The organism is Stenotrophomonas nitritireducens (genome assembly GCF_001700965.1).
In the GTDB taxonomy this organism is placed as follows: domain Bacteria; phylum Pseudomonadota; class Gammaproteobacteria; order Xanthomonadales; family Xanthomonadaceae; genus Stenotrophomonas; species Stenotrophomonas nitritireducens_A.
The window spans coordinates 3360018-3380024 of the sequence record NZ_CP016756.1 but is presented as its reverse complement, the minus strand read 5'-3'; the positions used below and the strand labels follow the sequence as shown (position 1 = coordinate 3380024).

Sequence of the window (20007 nt, the reverse complement as noted above, 5' to 3'; positions counted from 1 at the left end):
ACGTTAAGTAGCCTGCGGATTTTTGCTGGCAACCTGCAGCGCATTCAGCTCGGCCGCGCTCAATTCGCGCCACTGGCCCTTGCCCAGTTCGCCCAGCGCCACCGGCCCAATCGCCACCCGCATCAGCCGCAGCACATCCAGGCCCAAGGCCTTGAGCAGGCGCCGGATATGGCGGTTGCGGCCTTCGTCCAGCACCACTTCCAACCAGGCGGTGCGCTCGCCGTGGCGCAGCAGCTGCACCGCGTGCGCGGCCAGGTGCTCGCCTTCATCCTCAATGCCGGCATGCATGCGTTCCAGCAGCGCCGCATCCGGCACCGCGTCCACCTGCACCCGGTAGGTCTTCAATGGGCCGGTACTGGGCTCGGTGAGCCGTGCCGCCCATTCCGGGTCATTGCTGAAAAACAGCAGGCCTTCGCTGGCCTTGTCCAGCCGCCCTACCGGTGCCATCCACGGCAGCCCGGCGCCTTCAAAACACTGGTAGACGGTGTCACGGCCCTGCTCGTCCTGCACCGTGGTCACCAGGCCGCGCGGCTTGTTCAAAGCCAGGTACAGGCGCTGCGGCGGCGCCAGTGGCAAGCCGTCCAGCAACACCTGCTGGCGACCGGCAACCACCGGAAATTCCGGGTCGCGCACCACCTTGCCATCCACACTGACGCGACCATCAAGTACGCGCCGCGCGGCCTCGGTGCGCGAACACACCCCTGCCTTGGACAGTACCCGCGCCAACCCGTGCCGGGCTGCGGCCGGGGCCGGCTTGGCAGCGCGCGCAGCGGTGGTGGGCGCACGCGAAAGCAAACGCCCGCCGGGCGTTGCGCGGCGGGCGTGCGGGTGACGCGGAGGCTTGGACGACGCCATTGCGATTCAGAGCGGCCAGTGCCGCCTTACTTGACCTCGGTCGCCGGCTGCGCGGCGGCCGGTGCGGCAGCCGGATCGGCCGCCACCGGACGCGCCTTGACCACGCGCACGCCACGCGCCTTCATCCAGGCATCGAATTCCTCGGCGGTCATGCGCTTGCCGTTCTGGCTCATGTCAAAGCGCCACGGCGTGTTGTCGAATTCGGTCTGCGGCTTGTAGGCGGCCGGGTCGTTGGCATTGACTGCCGGGCGCGCTGGCATGGCATTGGCCACGTTGTTGCAGCTTTCCACGCGCAGGCGCATCAGCACGCGGTCCAGCGACTGCTCATCGGTGCCGGCCGAGCTCAACACACCGGACGGCATGCCCAGCTGGCCCGGACGCACATACAGCTCCGAGGCCACCGGGGCGATCAGTGAGGTCGTCAGCGGTGCAGGCGTCACGGCGCTGGCCGAACAATCCACGGCTGCATGGGCGGCGGGCACAGATGCCAGGGCGACAAGACCAGCCAGAGCGATACGCAGCATTGGATTTCCATTCGGCAAGATAACGCGGCGAGTGTAGGCAGCGCCCGCAATGCTTTCAACCGTTATATGCGCGCAAGCTGCGATTGCGCGCCGACGTCACATAAATCCGGCACTGGAAAAGCGCCAGGCACAAAAAAAACAAGGCCCGGCAGATGCCGGGCCTTGTCATGAAGCGAAGTACTGAAACCGAAACGTCAGATTAGTTCTGGACGTTCAGCTCGGTACGACGGTTCTTTGCACGACCTTCCGGGTTGTCCGAACCGTCCGGGTTGGTGTTCGGAGCAATCGGACGGCTCTCGCCGTAGCCGATCGGGCCCTGCAGGCGCGACGCCGACACACCATTGGTGGTCAGGTAGTCGTACACAGCCTTGGCGCGGCGCTCGGACAGCTTCTGGTTGTAAGCGTCGGTACCCTTCGAGTCGGTGTGACCGGCAACTTCAACGCGCAGATCCGGGTAACGCTTCAGGATCTCGGTGGCTTCGCTCAGGATCGAGACAGCATCCGGACGCAGGGTAGCCTTGTCGAAATCGAAGTTGACACCCTTCAGATCGATCGAGACCGGAACCGGGCAACCGTCCGGACCAATGGTCTGGCCAGGCTGCGAGGTCGGGCACTTGTCGTCGCAGTTGTTGACGCCGTCGCCGTCGTCATCCAGGTCTGCGCAGCTCGGAGCAACCGGAGCCGGTGCCGGAGCAACAGCAGCCATCGGAGCCGGGCCCAGCGGAATCACGACACCGACCGAAGCCAGCACGTCGCCGAACCAATCCTGGTTCTTGGAGTCGTTGCTGTACTCACGGATCGACTGGTCGTCGAAATCAGCGCGGTAGGCCAGTTCGGCACGCACGGCGACGCGCTTTTCGAACGTGGTCTGCAGACCGACGCCGACCTTGGCGGCCAGGTTGCCGTCCTTGCGGTCAGCCAGCTGACCGTTGGTCAGGTGGTATTCCTCTTCCGACTTCTGGTAGCCCAGGCCTGCGAGCAGGTACGGGTTCCAGCCACGGCCTTCCTGGATGAAATGGCGACGCAGGTCCAGCGAAACGCCGTACTGCGACCAGTTCTGGTCCTGGTTGTCGTCGAAGTTCGGGTTCTGATAGTTCAGTTCACCGTCCAGCGACCAGTTCGGGCTGATGAACTTGCCCAGACCCAGCGTGGCGAACGGAGCATCGTTGGTGCCACGGTCGCCGTCCTGGAAGTTGAAGCCGGCCGAACCGGTCAGGTACCAGCGGTCGTCAAATTCCTGAGCCGAAGCGGCCTGGGCGAAAGCCAGACCACCGAGCAGCGCGGCAGTGAGGATCTTCTTGTTCATGAAATACAGCTCCTTGTTTCGGGGGTATGAAACCGGTAGAGGCATGGTCCAGCACAGCGATTATCTTCGTCGCGTTCAAAGACGGCCGTTTCCTCACGCCATCGCGGTGCACATTATGCGCTCGGCCGTGAAGACGATGTTAACAGCCTTCTAACAAATGAAGCGACCACCAGACCTCTACGTGTCCGGCTCGGCGCAACGTATACAGCTTGATCAAATGACGCAAGAGCCAGCTATGGCAAGGCTTCCGGGGATTTGCTGCAGCGCGGTTGGTTTTAATATGACAAACCCTTAATAAATGGGGGCTTGCACCGCCGGTTACCGCCAGCTGAACCGTTTGCTGGGTATGATGATTTTGCTCCCCCGCTACGGAACTTTTCCGCATGAAAGCAATCGGCCTGACCCGCTACCTTCCCATTGACGACAGCGACGCGCTGCTGGATCTGGAAATGCCCGCGCCGGCGCCGCCGCAAGCACAGGATCTGCTTGTTCAGGTGCACGCTGTTTCCATCAACCCGGTGGACACCAAACTGCGCGGCCCGAAACCCGGCGAAGAGAATCCGCCGCGGGTACTGGGGTTTGATGCCGCCGGCACCGTGGTTGCGGTCGGCCCGCAGGTCACCGCTTTCGAAATCGGCGATGAGGTGTATTACGCCGGCGATGTCACCCGCCCGGGCTGCAACGCGCAGCTGCAGCTGGTGGACGAACGGCTGGTCGGGCGCAAGCCGGCCACACTGGATTTTGCCGAAGCCGCCGCATTGCCGCTGACCACGCTCACCGCATGGGAACTGCTGTTCCAGCGCATGCCGTATCAGTTGGATGGCCGCCGCAATGTAGGCAAAACCCTGCTCGTGATTGGCGGCGCCGGCGGCGTCGGCTCGATGGCCATCCAGCTTGGGCAACATGCCGGCTTCACCGTGGTGGCCACCGCCTCGCGCCCGGAGAGCGCGCAGTGGTGCCTGCAGATGGGCGCCAGCCACGTCATCGATCACCGCCAGCCGCTGGCGCCCCAGCTGCAGGCGCTGGACATCCATGCCGTGGATGCGGCGCTCAACCTGGCCAATACCGACCTGTACTGGCAACAGCTGGGCGAACTGCTGGCACCGCAGGGCCATGTCGGCCTGATCGTGGAGCCCGCCGCCCCGCTGCACATCGGTGACCCTTACAAGGCCAAATGCATCGGCATCCATTGGGAATTCATGTTCACCCGTGCCCGCTTCCGTACCGCCGACATGATCGAGCAGCACCGCATCCTGACCCGCGCGGCCAGCCTGATCGACGCCGGCGAACTGCGCACCACCCTGAGCCAGCGCCTGGGCACCATCAATGCCGCCAATCTGCGCCAGGCCCATCGCCAGCTGGAAGCCGGGCGCAGCATCGGCAAACTGGCCCTGGAAGGCTGGGACTGAGGCCACACCCGCCCTGCCTGCGCCGTCGCGCCTTGTGGCCACGGCGCAGTTTCCGGTTGCCATGCCCCGCCGCTTCGATCAGACCAACATGCCGTCCTTGAATCTCGTCTCACGCCTGCTGCAGCTGCTGCTGGGCCTGTTCCTGTATGGCATTGCCGCGTCGCTGATGATCCGCGCCGGCATCGGCATCGCGCCCTGGGATGTGCTGAGCCAAGGCGTGGCCCTGCGCAGCGGCTGGAGCTTCGGCCTGGTCACCAACATCGTGGGTGTCTGCGTGCTGCTGATGTGGCTGCCGCTGCGGCAGAAACCCGGCGTGGGTACGGTACTCAACGTGCTGCTGATCGGCCCCAGCGCCCAGCTGGGGCTGAATCTGCTGCCAGCCGCGCATGGGCTGCCTTCACAACTGCTGCTGTTCGCGGCCGGCCTGGGGTTGCTGGCCGTCGCCACCGGGCTCTACATCGGCGCGCGCTTTGGCCCCGGCCCGCGCGACGGGCTGATGACCGGCCTGCACGCCCGCACCGGCTGGGCGATCTGGAAGGTACGCAGCCTGATCGAAGCCTGCGCGCTGGCAGTGGGCTGGGCCCTGGGCGGCAATGTCGGCTGGGGCACGCTGGCCTTCGCCCTGCTGATCGGGCCGCTGTGCGGCATCACCCTGCCCTTGTTTGATCGCCAGCGCCGGCCGGTGATGGCCGCCTCTGGCCGTTGAGCTGGCCGGGCGGCGGCCCAGACGCCGTCAGCGGCGGCTGCGCAGTACCTGCTGGCGGATATGCCAGTCACGCAATGCAACCCACGCTGCGGCCTGCCGCGCCTGCGCCGCGCTGGCCGCATCCGGCGCAACACCCTGCACCTCCAGATGGCGGGAGTCGCGCCAGCGGTGCAGTTGCGGTTTGTGCAGGGGAACCAGCAAGCCAGCGCGCGTATACATGCGTTCGTACTGGGCCAGGGCCTGGCCGCCATCGGGCGCGGCCTGCCACAGGTTGCGCCCGGTTCTGAAATAACGCTGTCCCGGCAGGGCCAGCTCCACCAGTGTCGGCACCAGATCCGCATGACCGGCGAAGGCCGTGGCATCCGGAGCGCTGGCGCTGGGCACATAGGCCGCTGGCACCCGCATCCACGCGAACACGCGGTCCACGTCCACCTGCTCGGCCGGCAGGTCGTAGCGGTAATGCGAGCGCAGGTTGTGGTCGCCGGACACAGCCACGATGGTGCGTTCGCCCAGCGGCTGCTGGCGCAGCTGCTGCAGGAAACCGCCCAGCTCATCGGCCTGGTATTGATAGGTGGCCAACATGCGCCGCAGCTGCACCTGGTCGGTCTCCGCGCGCGGCCCCAGCGCGGCGGGATCCAACGGGTACGTCTGGCGTGGCGTATCCAGCGTGTGTGGCGGGTGGTTGCTGGTGGTCAGCATCACCAGGAACAGGCGTTCACCACGGGCGTCAGCCTCGCTCAGCAGTTGTTCGGCAAAGCGGAACAGCCAGCCGTCGTACAACCCCCACTCGGTGCCACGGGCCTGGCCAAACCGCTGTTTGATGTCGCGCGCGTCATAGACCCGGTCAAACCCCTGGTGGCTAAGTGCGGTGCCGATATCACGCCAGTCGCTGCCGCCTCCGTAGATGAAGACGGTGCGGTAGCCGGCCCGCTGGAACGGCAAGGCCGCGGCGGTATCGAACGCCAGCCGTGCGTTGCGACCACGCGTGAGCGGCGTGATCGGGGTGCCCAGCAGCAGGTTTTCCAGGGTCGGATGCGTGCCGTTCTGGCCGGCGATGAAGTTTTCGAAACGCTGCCCGGTGGGCAGCTCGCCACGCAGACGGCCGAGCATGTCGTTTTCGGGGCCGTCGGTGTACAGCAGGTCCTGCCCGAACGACTCCATCAGGCCCAGCACCACGTGCGGCGACTGGGCCAGCGCGCGCGGCTGCCCCGGTGCCTGCGCGAACAACGCCGCCTCTACCTGTTGCGGACCGGCAGCGCCCAGGCCGGCCGCGCTGGCAGCTTCGGCGAGATCCTTGAACCCGAGCTGCTTCAGGCCGACCAGCGGGTCATCGCCAATCTCGGTTTCATTGGCGCGGGTGCGCGCCGCGCGGTACAGCGTCAGCGGCGCGTTGAGTACCAGCGCATTGACGAACGGGTCGGCCGAGACCGTGACGTCACGCCGTATCAGCGGGAAGCTGCCGACACTGCCACGCGCCAGCAGAAGCAGCAGCACGCATTGCAGCAGCAGCAACAACACCCTCCCCCAGGTGCCCGAACCACGCGGCCAACGCAGCGCCAGCCAGCCACCGGCGCGCGGCAGGGCCCAGCGCAGCAGCGCGGTGACCAGCAACAGGCCGAGCACGCCCCAGACCACCGGGTAGTCATCCCACACTGTCTCCAGGATCGCGCCGGTGTCGTCCTCGAACATGCCGAACACGATGGGATCGAACCGCGTCTTGTAGAACCCGTAATAGAAGTGTTCGCACACCGAAAGCACGGCGAACACCATCAGCAGCGCCAGCGACAGCCATTGCGCCAGCCGCACCGCCGTTTCACGCCGGCCGCTGAGCCAGACCGGCATCATCGACAAACCGACCAGGCTGGCGGCGATAGCCCCGGCTACCAGGTCATAACGCAGCCCGCGCGCCAGCGCCGGCCACAACAGCTCCAGACCGCGGTCGCTGCCGGCGTAATCCCACCACAGGAAGATGCGGGCCAGTCCGCCGAGCACGACCATGCCCGCCACCAGCAACCACAACTGGGGCAACAGGCGCGTTGCGCGGTCTGCGCCGGTGGCGCGAAGAACATGCGAGGTTGTTACAGACATGGGAATTCCACGACAGACAGTCCGTTGCCAGGCGGCGGTGGCGCATTGTAATGACGCTGCAATCCATTTGCCTCATCACGGACACGTCAGTGCGAGGGCAAGCATTGAGGCCAACGCGATTGCCAGTCAGAATGGGCCATTCCATACGCAAGCGTATCCAGCATGACGCCAGCCACCGACACCGCCTACCCGCACCTGTTCGCCCCGCTGGATCTGGGCTACACCCAGCTGCGCAACCGCATCCTGATGGGCTCGATGCACACCGGGCTGGAAGACCACGCCCGCGACTTCCCCAAGCTGGCCGCCTACTTCGGTGAGCGTGCGGCCGGTGGCGCGGCCCTGCTGGTCACCGGCGGCTTCGCGCCCAACGTGGTGGGTTGGCTGACCCCGTTCGGCAGCAAACTGTCCTGGCCCTGGGAAGTCAGCCGCCACCGCCAGGTGACCGCTGCCGTGCATTCGCACGGCGCCAAGATCTGCCTGCAGCTGCTGCATGCCGGCCGCTACGGCTACCACCCGCTGCAGGTGGCCCCGTCCAAGCGCAAGGCACCGATCAACCCCTTCACCCCGCGCGCGTTGTCGGCCGGCGGCGTCGAGCGGCATATTGCCGATTACGCCCGCGCAGCGAAATACGCGCGTGATGCCGGCTACGACGGCGTCGAGGTGATGGGCTCGGAAGGCTATCTGATCAACGAATTCATCGCCCCGCGCACCAATGGCCGCAGCGATGCCTGGGGCGGCGACGCGGCCAAGCGCATGCGCTTCGCGGTGGAGATCGTACGCCGCATCCGCGAGGCCTGCGGCCCGGACTTCATCATCATCTACCGGCTGTCGCTGGTGGACCTGGTCGAGGACGGCAGCAACTGGCAGGAGATCGTGCAGCAGGCGCAGGCCATCGAAGCGGCCGGCGCAACCCTGATCAACTCCGGTATCGGCTGGCACGAGGCGCGCATCCCCACCATCGCCACCTCGGTGCCGCGCGCCGCCTTTGCCGGCGTCACCGCCAAGCTCAAGCCGCATGTCGGCATTCCACTGATCGCCACCAACCGCATCAACATGCCGGACGTGGCCGAAGGCATCCTCGCCGGCGGCGGCGCCGACATGGTGTCGCTGGCCCGCCCGCTGCTGGCCGACCCGCAGTGGCCGGCCAAGGCCAAGGCCGGCAAGCCCGAGGCGATCAATACCTGCATCGCCTGCAACCAGGCTTGCCTGGACCATGTGTTCCAGCAGAAGCGCGCCAGCTGCCTGGTCAACCCACGCGCCGCACACGAGACCGAGCTGGTCTATTTGCCGACCACCGCCGCCAAGCGCGTGGCCGTGGTGGGTGCCGGCCCAGCCGGCCTGGCCTGCGCCACGGTGGCGGCCGAACGCGGCCACCAGGTCACCCTGTTTGATGCGGCTGCGGAAATCGGCGGCCAGTTCAACGTGGCCAAGCGCATCCCCGGCAAGGAGGAGTTCCACGAAACCCTGCGCTATTTCCGCCACAAGCTGGCCGAAACCGGGGTCAGCGTGCGGCTGGACACGCCAGCGGATGTGAACGCGCTGGCCGATTTCGACGAGGTCGTGGTGGCCACCGGCATCAGCCCGCGCAAGGTCAGCTTCGCCGGTGCAGACCATCCGATGGTGGTCAGCTACCTCGACGTGTTGCTGGGACGGGTACAGGCCGCCGACAAGGTGGCCATCATCGGCGCCGGTGGCATTGGCTTCGATGTCGGCGAGTTTCTGGTGCATGAAGGCCCCTCGCCTGCGCTGGATCCCGCCCGCTGGATGGCCGAATGGGGCGTGGATGCCAGCTTTGAAAGCCGTGGCGCGCTGGCCAAGCCGCAGCCCGAAGCGCCTGCCCGCAAGGTCTGGCTGCTGCAACGCAGCCCTGGCAAACCGGGCGCCAAGCTGGGCAAGACCACCGGCTGGATCCACCGCGCCACGCTCAAGGCCAAGGGCGTGAAGATGCTCGGCGGCGTGGAATACCTGGGTGTGGATGACGCCGGCCTGCGCATCCGTGTCGACGGCCAGGAGCAGTTGCTGGATGTCGGCACAGTGGTGGTGTGCGCCGGCCAGACTCCGCGCCGTGAACTGGCCGATGCATTGCAGGCCGCCGGCCGCAGCGTGCACATCATCGGCGGCGCGGATGTCGCCGCCGAGCTGGATGCCAAGCGCGCGATCGATCAGGGCAGCCGGGTCGCTGCAGCTCTTTAAACAAGGCAGCAGAAGCGGGTAAGCGCAGCGCACCCGGGATGATCGGCCAACGTGTCCGACTGAAAGACCAGCATGCAATCCCGGGTGCGCTGCGCTTACCCGGGCTACCGGTGCTCGGCAAAACTTTGCCGGCATGGCGGCCGAGGAAATGAAACGTGATGCGGCCGGCTTCAATGCGCTCGACGCGGATGCAATTCGCAAAAAAACGGGATGCAGATCCCACTATTCCAGCCATCAGGACGTGATCAACGCGGCCTCGAATCGGCTCGACGGTGTGCCCTCAAAAACCTGAATGCGCGTACCCGAGCCAAAAAAGACCCGGGCAACAAACCTGAATGTCAACAATCACTGTTCAGGATGAGTTTTGGGTTCGCCCCCTACCTTGCGCCAACTTCCGCTCACCCACCAGTTCTGGTGAGCAAGGCGCAGCCCTCCCACAATCTATTGGGGCTGCCCACGGGGCGGCCCCGATGCCACGGCCGCCTCCCCATAACGCCAAGTCGCAGTGTTGTCCGGCTCCCTTGAGGGAGGCAGGGCGGCTGCGGCCCACACGGAGCAAGGAGATTTATGAAACTGGCTTGGATTCTTTGGTTGTCGCAGATGTTGCCGCAACCTGCAGCCGATTCGTTGTGCCTGAGCACGACCGTATACCTGGAAGCCCGCGACCAGACCCTGCGCGGCCAGCAGGCCGTGGCCGAAGTCGCCCTGCGGCGGCTGGACAGTGGCCTGTGGGGCGACTCGATGTGTCAGGTGGTCACCGCCCGCAAGCAGTTCGCCCCGACCCTGGTCGCCCCCGGCACCCAGCTGCGCAACAACGATGCCTGGGCCGAAGCCGTCGACGTAGCCTTTGCCGCCGAGCGCAACTGGGCCCTGCCCAATGGCCAGCGCAAGGAGATCGTGCCCGGCGCCAGCCACTTCGCCGCCCACGCCATCGCCAGCCCGAGCTGGCGCAATGCCTACCAGGTGGCCACAATCGGCGGGCATACCTTCTATAAGGTGCAGTCGCTGAAGCCGCGCGCTTCCTGAGCCGGCTGAAGGCCTGCCGCAGCGGCACGCCAGCTGTCTGCTACCTGCCTGCACACTGAGCAACACGCTTGTGGCGATAATGTCGGGGTCTCAACACCCCGAGGGGGCCCTCCGATGAAGCTCTACAGCAAGCCCGGCGCCTGTTCGCTGGCCGACCATATCGCCCTGATCTGGTCGGGCCTGAAGTTCGATGTGCAGATCGTGGACCACGCCACGATGAAGTCGCCCGAGTACCTGAAGATGAACCCGGCCGGCGCCGTACCTGTGCTGGAAGACGATGGCTGGGTGCTGACCCAGAACGCCGCCATCCTGCATTACATCTGCGACAAGGCACCGGCCTCCGGGCTGGACGGCGGCAGCGACCCGCGCACCCGCGCCGAGGTCAACCGCTGGTTGTCCTTCGTCAACGCCGACCTGCACCCCACCTACTTCCCGATCTTCGGCGCGACCAAGTACCTGGAAGACGAAGCGGTCATCGCCCGTACCCAGGAACACTCGCGCCAGAAGCTGAAGACGCTGTACCAGCGCATCAACGATCGCCTGGCCCTGGTGGACTGGCTGGGCGGCACCCCGCGCGCTTCCATTGCCGATGCCTACACCTTCGTGACCCTGCGCTGGGCGCGCGGCCTGAAGCTCGATCTTGCCGACATGGACGCACTGGACCGCTTCGAGCAGCGCATGCAGGCCGACCCGGCCGTGCAGGCGGCCATGAAGGCCGAAGGGCTGAGCTGATCCCCCTGCTTTACGCCTGAAACGAACGGGCCGCCGGTTGCATGACCGGCGGCCCGTTGCGTTTTGGCGGCACCGCAACTAGCGCGCCGACAAGGTCATGACCAGACGCGGCTGCTCGCGGTACAAGGCCGGGTACTGCTGCTTCAAGGCAGCCACCTTGGGCAGGTCATTGATCCGGATATAGGCCGACTCGGGGTGCAGCGTCAGGTAGTTCTGGTGGTAACCCTCGGCCGCATGGAAGGCCTTGCCGCCGTCAACCCGGGTGACCAGCGGCGCCGCGAACACCGCACTGCGCTGCAGCTGGGCGATATAGGCGCGGGCGGCATCGCGCTGCGCAGCGTCATCGGCATAGATGGCCGAACGGTATTGGCTGCCATGGTCCGGGCCCTGGCGGTTGAGCTGGGTGGGGTCATGCACCACCGAGAAGAACACCTGCAGCAACTGCCCGTAACTGACCTGCGAGGGATCGTAGGACACCTGCACCGCCTCGGCATGGCCGGTACCGCCGCCACTGACGCGCGCATAGCTGGCATCGGCTGCACTGCCACCGATATAGCCGGACACCGCGTTGTCCACGCCCTTGATGTGCTGGAACACGCCCTGCACACCCCAGAAGCAGCCGCCGGCAAACACCACCCGCGCCTGTTTGACGCCGGCCTGCTGCAGATCGGCCGCACCGGTCGGGGCCGGCACGTGCAGCGCCACCGGTGCCGCCTGCGCGCTACGGTCCATGCCGAATCCGGCGACCAGCAGCGCCCCGGCAATCAGCACCGCGATGCTGCCGGCAACAAGTTTGTCCATGGCGATCTTCATCTCGGCTCTCCTGTGTTCAACCAAACGTGAAGGCATAGGCGCGCACACCCGGATCGAGGAACTCGATCTCGAACGTCCGTTCGCGCACCTCGCCGTCCTGACGGATCAACTGGTACAGGCGGTTCTGATCCACCACGCCTTCGCCCTGCGCCGACACATCACTGCCCGCTGCGGCCTGCGGTGGCTGGCCATCGATGCGCACGCGGAAGCGCACCGGCCGCGCCGGATCCTGCGGCGCCAGTACCAGGTGCAGGTCACGGGCATGAAAGCGGAAGGCAATGCGGCCACCGCCCTGCTCCAGCTGCGCATCCTCGGCCCCCACCGTCCAATGCCCGGCCAGCGCCCATTGGTTCAGCTGCAACCGGCTCGGCAGGCTGTACTCGGCGGTGCGCCCCGGCTGGATGCCGCCGGGCGAAGTGAAGTGCTCGGCGCGGGCATGGCCGATATAGGTTTCCGGTGATTTCAGGCTGTCCATGTCGGCCTGGCGCTCAACGCCCCTGTCGGCCATGCGCGTTGCCGGTGCCGCGTCACCCGGCAGACTGTTGCCGGCCTCGCGCAGCAACTGGCGGATGATCTGTTCGGACTGCGCGTAGTTGCCTTCGCCGAAGTGATGGGCGCGGATGCGGCCCTGCGCATCGATGAAGTAATGCGCCGGCCAATACTGGTTGTTGAAGCCGCGCCAGATCGCAAAATCATTGTCGATGGCGACCGGATAAGTGACCTTCAGATCAGCGACCGCGCGCTGCACATTGCCAAGGCCGCGCTCGAAGGCGAATTCCGGCGCATGCACGCCGATCACCACCAGCCCATGATCCTTGTAGCGTTCGGCCCAGTCGCGCACATAGGGCATGGCGCGCAGGCAGTTGATGCAGGAGTAGGTCCAGAAATCGACCAGCACCACCTTGCCGCGCAGTTGCCCCGCATCCAGCGGCGGACTGTTGAGCCAGCCGGTGGCGCCGGCCAGCGAGGGCATCTGCCCTTCTACCGGCAGCGCTCCGCTACCGGCATCGCCGGCGGACATCATCATCGCCGCGCCTGCCGCCGGCTGCTGCGTGGGCAGCACGTCCAGCAACCGCTGTTCCAGCCTTGCCGTGCTGACCGTCGACAGCCGCGTCAGCAGGCCGGTATCCCAACCCATCGCAATGGCCACCACCGCCAACAAGGCCGCGATACCCAGGCCGCGCCGGATCCACTCGCCCACCCCCAGCCGCTGCTTCAAGGCGGTGAACACGCGCCCGCCTATCCACACCGCCAGCGCCAGCGAGGTCGCCGCACCCAGCGCATAAGCCAGCAGCAAACCGGTGGTGCCCACATTGGCGCCCTGCAGGGCAGCGCCAGTCAGGATCAGGCCCAGGATCGGCCCCGCGCACGGCGCCCACAGCAGGCCGGTGGCTACGCCGATCAGCAGCGAACTCAGCACGCCGCCCTGCCCCGCGTCGGCCGCGGCGCCCAGCCGCGCACCCGCGCGCTGCAGCGGCGCCAGCAGGCGATCGGCCAAGGCCGGCCACAGCAGTGCCAACGCGAACAGCGCCATCACCACCAGCGCGATCCAGCGCCCGATCTGGTTGGCCTGCGCAACCCACTGGCTGCCCACCGCCGCCAGGCTGGCGACCACCGCGAACATAAACGCCATGCCGACCAGCAAAGGCAGCCCGCTGCGCAGGAACGGTCGGTCGGCGCGCGCGAACACGAACGGCAGCACCGGCAGGATGCAGGGGCTGAGCAGGGTGAGTACGCCGCCGAGGTAGGCCAATACCAACAGGAACATGGAGGAATCCTTCAGGAAAGAATGAAACGCAGGTCAGGCCGCGACGAACTGCAGGGCGACGCCGTTCATGCAGTAACGCAGTCCGGTCGGGCGTGGGCCGTCTTCGAATACATGGCCCAGATGGCCACCACAGCGCCGGCAGTGCACCGCCACCCGCACCATTCCCAGGCTGCTGTCGCGGTCCTCGCCCACTGCGTCGTGCAGCGGCGCCCAGAAGCTGGGCCAGCCGGTACCGCTGTCGAACTTGGTCGCCGAGGAGAACAGCGGCAGCGCGCAGCCTGCACAGTGGAAGGTGCCGCGCCGGTGTTCGGCATTGAGCGGGCTGCTGAAGGCCCGCTCGGTGCCCTGCTGGCGCAGCACCGCGTACTGCGCCGGGCTGAGCTGCTGCCGCCACTGTGCGTCGCTGCGCATCACTTCGAACACCGGCGAACGTGCCGGTGCGGCCGGGGCCGGGCCATTGCAGGCAGTCAGGCCCAGCACTCCGGCTGCGGCAGCCATGCCACCAATGCCAAGCAACCTGCGACGGGTGAGGCTCATGAGCGGTCTCCAGCCAGGGACGATGCGGCCATGCTGCGCCTGCCCGGGTCAACGAATCCTCACGCAGAGTTAAATTCTTCGTGACACATCCACGCGCGCTTCCAAGGACAATGCCAGCCATCCACCCGAGCCGGCCGCAGGCATCGATGAGCAGCACAAAACGCATCCTGATCGTCGAAGACGATGTGCATATCGCCAACCTGCTGCGCATGCACCTGCGGGATGAAGGCTACGAGGTCAGCCATGCCGCCAGCGGCGACGAAGGCGTGCGCCTGCTCGAAGCCGGGCACTGGGATGCGTTGGTGCTGGACCTGATGCTGCCCGGCGTGGATGGGCTGGAAATCTGCCGGCGCGCACGCGCGATGACCCGCTATACGCCAATCATCATCACCAGCGCGCGTGCCAGTGAGCTGCACCGCATCCTGGGCCTGGAACTGGGCGCCGACGACTACCTGGCCAAGCCGTTCTCGATGCTGGAACTGGTGGCGCGGGTAAAAGCGCTGCTGCGGCGCGTGGAGGCGATGGCGCAGAACGCGCGCATCGATGCCGGCACGATAGACGTGGCCGGCCTGCGCATCGATCCGGTCGCGCGCACCGCGCAGGTTGATGCACGTCCGCTCGAACTCACCCCGCGCGAATTCGACCTGCTGTACTTCTTCGCCCGCCACCCCGACCAGGTGTATTCGCGCATGCAGCTGCTGGATCAGGTCTGGGGCCATCAACACGATGGCTACGAACACACCGTCAACACCCACATCAACCGCCTGCGCAACAAGATCGAGCAGGATCCGGCAGCGCCCACACGCATCCTTACCGTGTGGGGCCGCGGCTACAAGCTGGCCACCGATGGCGGGAGCCCGGCATGATCCGGCTCACCCTCTCACAGCGCCTGTCGCTGGTGTTCTGCGCATTGCTGCTGATCTGCTGCGGCGCGCTGGCGTGGATGCAGATGCGCAGCAGCCGCATGCACGAGCAGGAAACCGTGCAGCGCCTGTCACGCGGGCTGGCCGAACATATCGCGCGCAGCGGTGAACTTATGGATGCGCGTGGCATCCGTGATGGCGAGGTACGCGCGCTGTTCGGCAAGCTGATGTCGGTCAACCCCAGCGTCGAGGTCTATCTGCTCGACGATGCCGGCCGCATCCTCGGCCACGACGCGCCGGAAGGTCACCTCAAGCGTGACCGCGTCGACCTGGCGCCGGTGCGCGCCCTGCTGGCCGGCGAGCCGCTGCCGATCTTCGGTGACGACCCACGCAGCAGCAGCGGTCGCAAGGTATTCAACGCAGCGCCGCTGTGCGTGCAGGGCCGCCAGGTCGGCTACATCTACGTGGTGCTGGTGGGTGAGCAACGCGAGGCGTTGGCCGCCGATATCGCCGCCAATGCCACGCTGCGCACCACGCTGTGGTCGCTGGCGATCGTGGCCGTGTTCGGCTTGCTGGCGGCGGTGATCGCGTTCCGCTGGGTGACGCGGCCACTGCGCCAGCTGACCCGTCGCATCCAGTCCTTCGACGTGGACAGCGGCGACCCGCGTCCGCCGCTGCCACCGGCGCCGCTGCGTGCCGGTGAGCGCGATGAACTGAGCATCCTGCAGCACAGCTTCGCGCACCTGGGCCAGCGCATCAGCGAACAATGGCAGCAGCTGCGGCAGCAGGATCTGCAACGCCGCGAGCTGGTCGCCAACCTGTCGCATGACCTGCGCACGCCGCTGTCCTCGCTGCACGGCTATCTGGAAACACTGGCGCTGAAGGATGCCAGCCTCAGCGCCGACGAACGCCAGCGCTATCTCGCCATCGCCCTGTCGCAGAGCCACAAGGTTGGCCGGCTTGCACAGGCCTTGTTCGAACTGGCGCGGCTGGAGCATGGCGGCGTGGTGCTGGAACTGCAGGCATTCTCGCTGCCGGACCTGGTGCAGGACGTGCTGCAGAAATTCGAACTGGCCGCGCAGTCGCGGCAGCAACATCTGGACGCGGAGATTCCCGCAGGGCTGCCGCCGGTGGAGGCCGACCTTGGACTGATCGAGCGGGTGCTGACCAACCTGCTGGACAACGCGATCCGCCACACCCCGGCAGGTGGCCGCATCCGCGTGTCGCTGCGGGCGCTGGATGACGAGGTGATGGTCCGCGTTGCCGATACCGGCCCTGGCATTCCAGTGGAACGGCGCGACCAGCTGTTCAACACGCCGCCCGCACTGGGCAGCCAACGCCCTGACAGCGGCGGCCTCGGGTTGTTGATCGTGCACCGCATCCTGCAGCTGCACCACTGCCAGATCCGCCTGCTGGAAAGCGACGAAGGTGCGGTGTTCGAGTTCTCATTGCCGCTGGTACGGCAGCGCGCGTAGCCGCTGCCGTGCGGCGCCTGTGGATCAGCCTATTTCGCGGATGACACTGCCCTGTCCATCGCGCAGCAGCGTCGGCCGCACTTCGACCTGCAACTTGCCACCGGGCAATGGATAGACGCCGCGTTCGGCACGCACGCTGTCCAACATCGCCCGCAGGCTGCTGTCCGACAGCACGCAGCGTGCACTGTCGCCATCACTCTGCACGTCGTCCATCAGCCCGGGCTCGAACCGCCACTGGCGCTGCTGGCCAAGCACCACCAACGGTCGGTCGTGATGCAGGCGCAGTGGCAACAGCTCCAGCACGCTGTCCACCTGACCGGCGCCCAGCACCAGCGTGGTGATGCCGCCATCAACGCGCCAGTCCAAGGTTTCCACCAGCAACATGCCGGTGCTGGAGCCTTCCCGCTGACTGCCCGCCTCAAGCTGCGCAGCCAGCGCCGGATCACGCAGCAGTGAATCGCGGCCCAGCTCGGTGATCCACAACGGCATTGCCGGTGCCATCACCGTCAACACACCGAGCGTGGACCAGCGCTTGATCGCCGCCATCTCGTCATCACTCAGCCCCACCAGCTGCAGGAAATTCAGACGCCCGTTGGCGGTGTCGATTGCCGGCAGCTGCGGATCGGCGACGAATGCCAGATGCCGCAGCTGGGTGTCGGTATCCAGCGCGATCGGGCCATTGGCATCGAGATGATGCCCTGCTTCGAACACGTTGCCGCTGCTGAACACATAGCGCGCAAGATTCTGCAGCAGGTTCATCGGCCAGACCGGCGGCTCGCCGTGCTGGTTTTCACCAGGCGCAGCGGCCAGCCGGAAGGTCAATTCAAAACCGAAGCCGCTCTCCTGCGGATCCTCGCTCTGCTTGTCGTACAGCTCGGAAAAGCCGTAGCTGACGTAATGCCAGTGCGGACGGGGTGCATCGCTCCAGTACACGCTGACGCCATCAAGGGGATCGTTGCCACCCAGGGTATGCGACAGCACGGTGCCGAAATGCCGGGGCGTCTGCCCCGGATACAGCGCCGCCATGGCCGCGTTGATCGCATCCCAGCCTGCGGTGCTGATCTGACCGCTGTCTTGCTGCGCCATGCAGGCACTCCAATGAGGGACAAGCCCATATGATAGTGCCCATGCAGTGCGGCAGCTTGCGCGCGACGTTGACCACCGCCCTTGCGGGCGGTGGTCCCATCAGCATCAGCCCACGACCAGTGCGTGCGTTTCTTCCAACCAACGGCTTGCGAACGCCGGGCTCTTGGCCTTGCCCAGCGCGGTGGACAGCTCCGGCCACAGCTGTTCCAGGCTGACAGCGGTCTTGCTGCGCTCGATCTTCAACTGGATCAGATAGCCCTTCAGGCCCAGGTGCTTGCGCACCGACTCGGCCATCCAGTCGCGTAGCTGCTGGTAACGCAGCGGGTCGTCGCCCCACTGCGTGGTCACCAGCAATACCGGTGCTTTCTCGGCACTGCCGGCCACCGCGTCGATCAGCTGCAAGGCAGCCAATTGCTGCAATACGTCATCCGGCGCGCGCAGGCCCTGCGCCATCTGCTGCAGTTCGCGCTCATCACGCTGCCCGTCCACCAGCAACAGCACCGAGCGCAACGCCGGTGCCAGCTTCAAGCCACGGTTCTCAATTTCCAGGCGGCCAGCGGCCGTCTTGGCATAGATGAATGCCATTCCCCCTCCCACTTTTGTGCGTCGCAATACGGTCCGTGCGCATGCTCCCGGAGCCCCCGCCCCGGAATCTGCATTGCAGCTGCACACCTACCGCCCCCTTGCGATCACCGCCGCACCGTGGCCCGAAGGCCTGGCGACGCGCTATTTCCCCAGCGCGCGACGGATTTCTTCCAGTGCGCCCGGGTCGTCGAGTGTCGACAGATCACCGGGGTCGCGCTGTTCGGCCAATGCCTGCAGTGAACGCCTCAGCAGCTTACCCGAACGGGTCTTGGGAAGTGCATTGACGATATGGACATGGGCCGGGCGCGCCACCGCACCCAACGAACCGATGACCTGCTGCACCATTTCCGCCGCCAGCTGACCGGGATCGTCATCCGGCCGGGTCTGCTTCAAGGTGACGAACACCAGCGGCACCTGCCCCTTCAGCTCGTCATGCACGCCGATCACCGCGGCCTCGGCCACGCGCGGATGGGCAGAGATGGCCTCCTCGATCTCACGCGTGCCCAGCCGGTGCCCGGCCACGTTGATCACGTCATCGGTGCGGCCGAGGATGAAGGTATAGCCCTCCTCGTCGCGGATGGCCCAGTCAAGCGAGCTGTACAGCAGTTCCTTGAAGTGGCTGAAATAGCTTTTGAGGAAGCGCTCGTCGTCGTTCCACACCGTGCTCATGCAGCCCGGCGGCAACGGCGGCTGGATCACCAGCACGCCCTTCTGCCCGGGCGCGACTTCGGCGCCACTCTGCTCGTCGATCACCTTCATCTTGTAGCCAAGATTGGGGAAACCCGGCGAGCCAAACTTCACCGGCTTCATCTCCAGCCCCGGCAACAAGGTCAAGGCCGGCCAGCCGGTCTCGGTCTGCCAGTAGTTGTCGATCACCGGCTTGCGCAAGGCGCCGCTGATCCACTGCGCGGTGGGCTCATCCAGCGGCTCGCCGGCCAGGAACAGGTATTTCAGCTCCGACAGGTCATGCCGGTTGATGAAGTCCACATCATGTTTTTTCAGCACGCGGATGGCAGTTGGCGAGGAAAACATCGTGCGCACGCCGTACTGCTCGCACAGCGCCCACCAGATGCCCGCATCCGGATTGATCGGCAGGCCTTCGTACAACAAGGACGTGCAGCCGCCGATCAGCGGGCCATAGACATTGTAGGAATGGCCCACTGCCCAGCCGACATCGGAGGTGGAAAACATCACCTGGCCCGGCCCGCAATCAAACACGGTACGCATCGACTGCGCCATCGCCACCGCATAACCGCCGACATCACGCTGCACACCCTTGGGCTTGCCGGTGGTGCCGGAGGTATACAGCAGATAGCTCGGCTCGTTGGACTCCAGCCATTGCACCGGCACCTCGACATCACCGGCCTGTGCGCGCAGCGCGGCATAGTCTTCGTCGCGGCCGGCGATACGCGGCTCGGCCGCATCCAGCCCGCGCGAAACGATAAGTACTTTCGGCGGCGGCGTGCGCGCTTCTGCACAGGCCGCATCCACCATCGCCTTGTACGGAATGATCTTGCCCCCGCGCATGCCGGCATCGGCGGCAATCAGCAGCTTCGGCGCGGCATCGTCGATGCGCAGTGCCAGGTTGTGCGCGGCAAAACCGCCGAACACCACCGAGTGCACTGCACCGATACGCGCGCAGGCCAGCATCGCGAATACCGCTTCGGCCATGTTCGGCATGTAGATGACAACGCGATCACCGCGGCCAACGTCGAGCTTGAGCAGCACCGCGGCGAAGGCATTCACTTCGCGATACAGATCGCGATAGGTCAGTTCGCGGGTGACATTGGTTTCGGTGGAGATGGCAACCAGCGCAAGCTGGTCGCCGCGTTCGGCAAGATGCCGGTCCACTGCGTTGTAGCAGAGGTTGGTTTCACCACCCACGAACCAGCGGCGGAATGGTGGATTGCTGTAGTCCAGGATCTGCTGCGGCGGGCGGTGCCAATGGATGGCCTTGGCTTCTTCGGCCCAGAACGCCTCGGGCTCTTCAATGGAACGGCGGTAGACCTGATCGTACTGCACGACTTCCTCCGACACCTGC

18 protein-coding genes are annotated in these 20007 nt (G+C 66.1%); 8 read left to right on the top strand and 10 right to left on the bottom strand.

Features of this window, described 5'->3' with window-relative positions; translation table 11 throughout:
* Nucleotides 1-3: 3 nt before the first annotated feature.
* From BCV67_RS14270 to BCV67_RS14260, 3 genes are all read right to left on the bottom strand, one after another.
* Nucleotides 4-855, bottom strand: coding sequence for a pseudouridine synthase (locus BCV67_RS14270; protein WP_082746596.1), 852 nt, complete (start codon nt 853-855; stop codon nt 4-6).
* Between the two features lie 26 nt (nt 856-881).
* Nucleotides 882-1379: a hypothetical protein gene (locus BCV67_RS14265; RefSeq protein ID WP_062168986.1), complete on the bottom strand. Its 498-nt coding sequence runs from the start codon at nt 1377-1379 to the stop codon at nt 882-884.
* A gap of 199 nt (nt 1380-1578) precedes the next feature.
* Nucleotides 1579-2685, bottom strand: a complete 1107-nt coding sequence (locus BCV67_RS14260) for an OmpA family protein (protein WP_062168987.1) — start codon at nt 2683-2685, stop codon at nt 1579-1581.
* Between the two features lie 383 nt (nt 2686-3068).
* Here BCV67_RS14260 and BCV67_RS14255 point away from each other — a divergent pair, with 383 nt between their 5' ends.
* Together BCV67_RS14255 and BCV67_RS14250 are read left to right on the top strand one after the other, a co-directional pair.
* A complete protein-coding gene (locus tag BCV67_RS14255; protein ID WP_062168988.1) occupies nt 3069-4094 on the top strand; it encodes a zinc-binding alcohol dehydrogenase family protein in 1026 nt (341 codons plus the stop codon).
* 88 nt (nt 4095-4182) lie between these two features.
* Nucleotides 4183-4800 (top strand): YczE/YyaS/YitT family protein, encoded by a 618-nt coding sequence (locus tag BCV67_RS14250; RefSeq protein ID WP_062171708.1) that lies wholly within the window; start codon nt 4183-4185, stop codon nt 4798-4800.
* A gap of 27 nt (nt 4801-4827) precedes the next feature.
* On the opposite strand, the gene BCV67_RS14245 is transcribed toward BCV67_RS14250, so the two are convergent.
* Nucleotides 4828-6888 carry an LTA synthase family protein gene (locus BCV67_RS14245; RefSeq protein WP_065868133.1) on the bottom strand — a complete coding sequence of 687 codons (2061 nt, stop codon included), beginning with the start codon at nt 6886-6888 and terminating at the stop codon, nt 4828-4830.
* A 162-nt stretch (nt 6889-7050) separates the two neighbouring features.
* On the opposite strand from BCV67_RS14245, the gene BCV67_RS14240 reads away from it, so the two are divergent.
* From BCV67_RS14240 to BCV67_RS14230, 4 genes are all read left to right on the top strand, one after another.
* Nucleotides 7051-9081 carry an NADPH-dependent 2,4-dienoyl-CoA reductase gene (locus tag BCV67_RS14240; protein ID WP_062168990.1) on the top strand — a complete coding sequence of 677 codons (2031 nt, stop codon included), beginning with the start codon at nt 7051-7053 and terminating at the stop codon, nt 9079-9081.
* Nucleotides 9082-9214: 133 nt separating this feature from the next.
* Nucleotides 9215-9373, top strand: a complete 159-nt coding sequence (locus tag BCV67_RS20170; RefSeq protein WP_156455862.1) for a hypothetical protein — start codon at nt 9215-9217, stop codon at nt 9371-9373.
* 275 nt (nt 9374-9648) lie between these two features.
* A complete protein-coding gene (locus BCV67_RS14235; RefSeq protein WP_057629626.1) occupies nt 9649-10107 on the top strand; it encodes a cell wall hydrolase in 459 nt (152 codons plus the stop codon).
* 114 nt (nt 10108-10221) lie between these two features.
* Complete coding sequence (locus BCV67_RS14230; protein WP_062168991.1) at nt 10222-10839, top strand: glutathione S-transferase N-terminal domain-containing protein; 618 nt, start codon at nt 10222-10224, stop codon at nt 10837-10839.
* A 78-nt stretch (nt 10840-10917) separates the two neighbouring features.
* Here BCV67_RS14230 and msrA read toward each other — a convergent pair whose 3' ends face one another.
* From msrA to msrB, 3 genes are read right to left on the bottom strand one after another with little or no spacing between them, the layout of a single operon-like run.
* Entirely contained in the window at nt 10918-11652 is a 735-nt protein-coding gene (gene msrA / locus BCV67_RS14225) for a peptide-methionine (S)-S-oxide reductase MsrA (RefSeq protein ID WP_062168992.1), read from the bottom strand.
* A 16-nt stretch (nt 11653-11668) separates the two neighbouring features.
* Complete coding sequence (locus BCV67_RS14220; protein ID WP_062168994.1) at nt 11669-13420, bottom strand: cytochrome c biogenesis protein DipZ; 1752 nt, start codon at nt 13418-13420, stop codon at nt 11669-11671.
* A gap of 33 nt (nt 13421-13453) precedes the next feature.
* Complete coding sequence (gene msrB / locus BCV67_RS14215) at nt 13454-13957, bottom strand: peptide-methionine (R)-S-oxide reductase MsrB (protein WP_062168996.1); 504 nt, start codon at nt 13955-13957, stop codon at nt 13454-13456.
* Nucleotides 13958-14103: 146 nt separating this feature from the next.
* On the opposite strand from msrB, the gene BCV67_RS14210 reads away from it, so the two are divergent.
* Together BCV67_RS14210 and BCV67_RS14205 are read left to right on the top strand one after the other, a co-directional pair.
* Complete coding sequence (locus BCV67_RS14210) at nt 14104-14823, top strand: response regulator transcription factor (protein ID WP_062168998.1); 720 nt, start codon at nt 14104-14106, stop codon at nt 14821-14823.
* A complete protein-coding gene (locus BCV67_RS14205) occupies nt 14820-16295 on the top strand; it encodes a sensor histidine kinase (protein ID WP_062169000.1) in 1476 nt (491 codons plus the stop codon). The genes BCV67_RS14210 and BCV67_RS14205 overlap by 4 nt, the downstream gene beginning before the upstream one ends.
* A 24-nt stretch (nt 16296-16319) precedes the next feature.
* Here the strand turns inward: BCV67_RS14205 and BCV67_RS14200 are convergent, their stop codons facing one another.
* The 3 genes from BCV67_RS14200 to prpE form a co-directional block, all read right to left on the bottom strand.
* The gene (locus BCV67_RS14200) at nt 16320-17381 is read right to left on the bottom strand and encodes a suppressor of fused domain protein (RefSeq protein ID WP_062169001.1); all 1062 of its coding nucleotides are present in this window, start codon (nt 17379-17381) and stop codon (nt 16320-16322) included.
* A gap of 105 nt (nt 17382-17486) precedes the next feature.
* Entirely contained in the window at nt 17487-17966 is a 480-nt protein-coding gene (locus BCV67_RS14195; RefSeq protein WP_062169003.1) for a hypothetical protein, read from the bottom strand.
* Nucleotides 17967-18107: 141 nt separating this feature from the next.
* Complete coding sequence (gene prpE / locus BCV67_RS14190; protein ID WP_082746598.1) at nt 18108-20003, bottom strand: propionate--CoA ligase; 1896 nt, start codon at nt 20001-20003, stop codon at nt 18108-18110.
* Between the last annotated feature and the right edge of the window lie 4 nt (nt 20004-20007).

Excerpts from the sequence above, each read along its gene's own strand:
- BCV67_RS14270 (WP_082746596.1), bottom strand. The coding sequence starts at position 855 with ATGGCGTCGTCCAAGCCTCCGCGTCACCCGCACGCCCGCCGCGCAACG.
- BCV67_RS14265 (WP_062168986.1), bottom strand. The coding sequence starts at position 1,379 with ATGCTGCGTATCGCTCTGGCTGGTCTTGTCGCCCTGGCATCTGTGCCC.
- BCV67_RS14260 (WP_062168987.1), bottom strand. The coding sequence starts at position 2,685 with ATGAACAAGAAGATCCTCACTGCCGCGCTGCTCGGTGGTCTGGCTTTC.
- BCV67_RS14255 (WP_062168988.1), top strand. The coding sequence starts at position 3,069 with ATGAAAGCAATCGGCCTGACCCGCTACCTTCCCATTGACGACAGCGAC.
- BCV67_RS14250 (WP_062171708.1), top strand. The coding sequence starts at position 4,183 with ATGCCGTCCTTGAATCTCGTCTCACGCCTGCTGCAGCTGCTGCTGGGC.
- BCV67_RS14245 (WP_065868133.1), bottom strand. The coding sequence starts at position 6,888 with ATGTCTGTAACAACCTCGCATGTTCTTCGCGCCACCGGCGCAGACCGC.
- BCV67_RS14240 (WP_062168990.1), top strand. The coding sequence starts at position 7,051 with ATGACGCCAGCCACCGACACCGCCTACCCGCACCTGTTCGCCCCGCTG.
- BCV67_RS20170 (WP_156455862.1), top strand. The coding sequence starts at position 9,215 with ATGGCGGCCGAGGAAATGAAACGTGATGCGGCCGGCTTCAATGCGCTC.
- BCV67_RS14235 (WP_057629626.1), top strand. The coding sequence starts at position 9,649 with ATGAAACTGGCTTGGATTCTTTGGTTGTCGCAGATGTTGCCGCAACCT.
- BCV67_RS14230 (WP_062168991.1), top strand. The coding sequence starts at position 10,222 with ATGAAGCTCTACAGCAAGCCCGGCGCCTGTTCGCTGGCCGACCATATC.
- msrA (WP_062168992.1), bottom strand. The coding sequence starts at position 11,652 with ATGAAGATCGCCATGGACAAACTTGTTGCCGGCAGCATCGCGGTGCTG.
- BCV67_RS14220 (WP_062168994.1), bottom strand. The coding sequence starts at position 13,420 with ATGTTCCTGTTGGTATTGGCCTACCTCGGCGGCGTACTCACCCTGCTC.
- msrB (WP_062168996.1), bottom strand. The coding sequence starts at position 13,957 with ATGAGCCTCACCCGTCGCAGGTTGCTTGGCATTGGTGGCATGGCTGCC.
- BCV67_RS14210 (WP_062168998.1), top strand. The coding sequence starts at position 14,104 with ATGAGCAGCACAAAACGCATCCTGATCGTCGAAGACGATGTGCATATC.
- BCV67_RS14205 (WP_062169000.1), top strand. The coding sequence starts at position 14,820 with ATGATCCGGCTCACCCTCTCACAGCGCCTGTCGCTGGTGTTCTGCGCA.
- BCV67_RS14200 (WP_062169001.1), bottom strand. The coding sequence starts at position 17,381 with ATGGCGCAGCAAGACAGCGGTCAGATCAGCACCGCAGGCTGGGATGCG.
- BCV67_RS14195 (WP_062169003.1), bottom strand. The coding sequence starts at position 17,966 with ATGGCATTCATCTATGCCAAGACGGCCGCTGGCCGCCTGGAAATTGAG.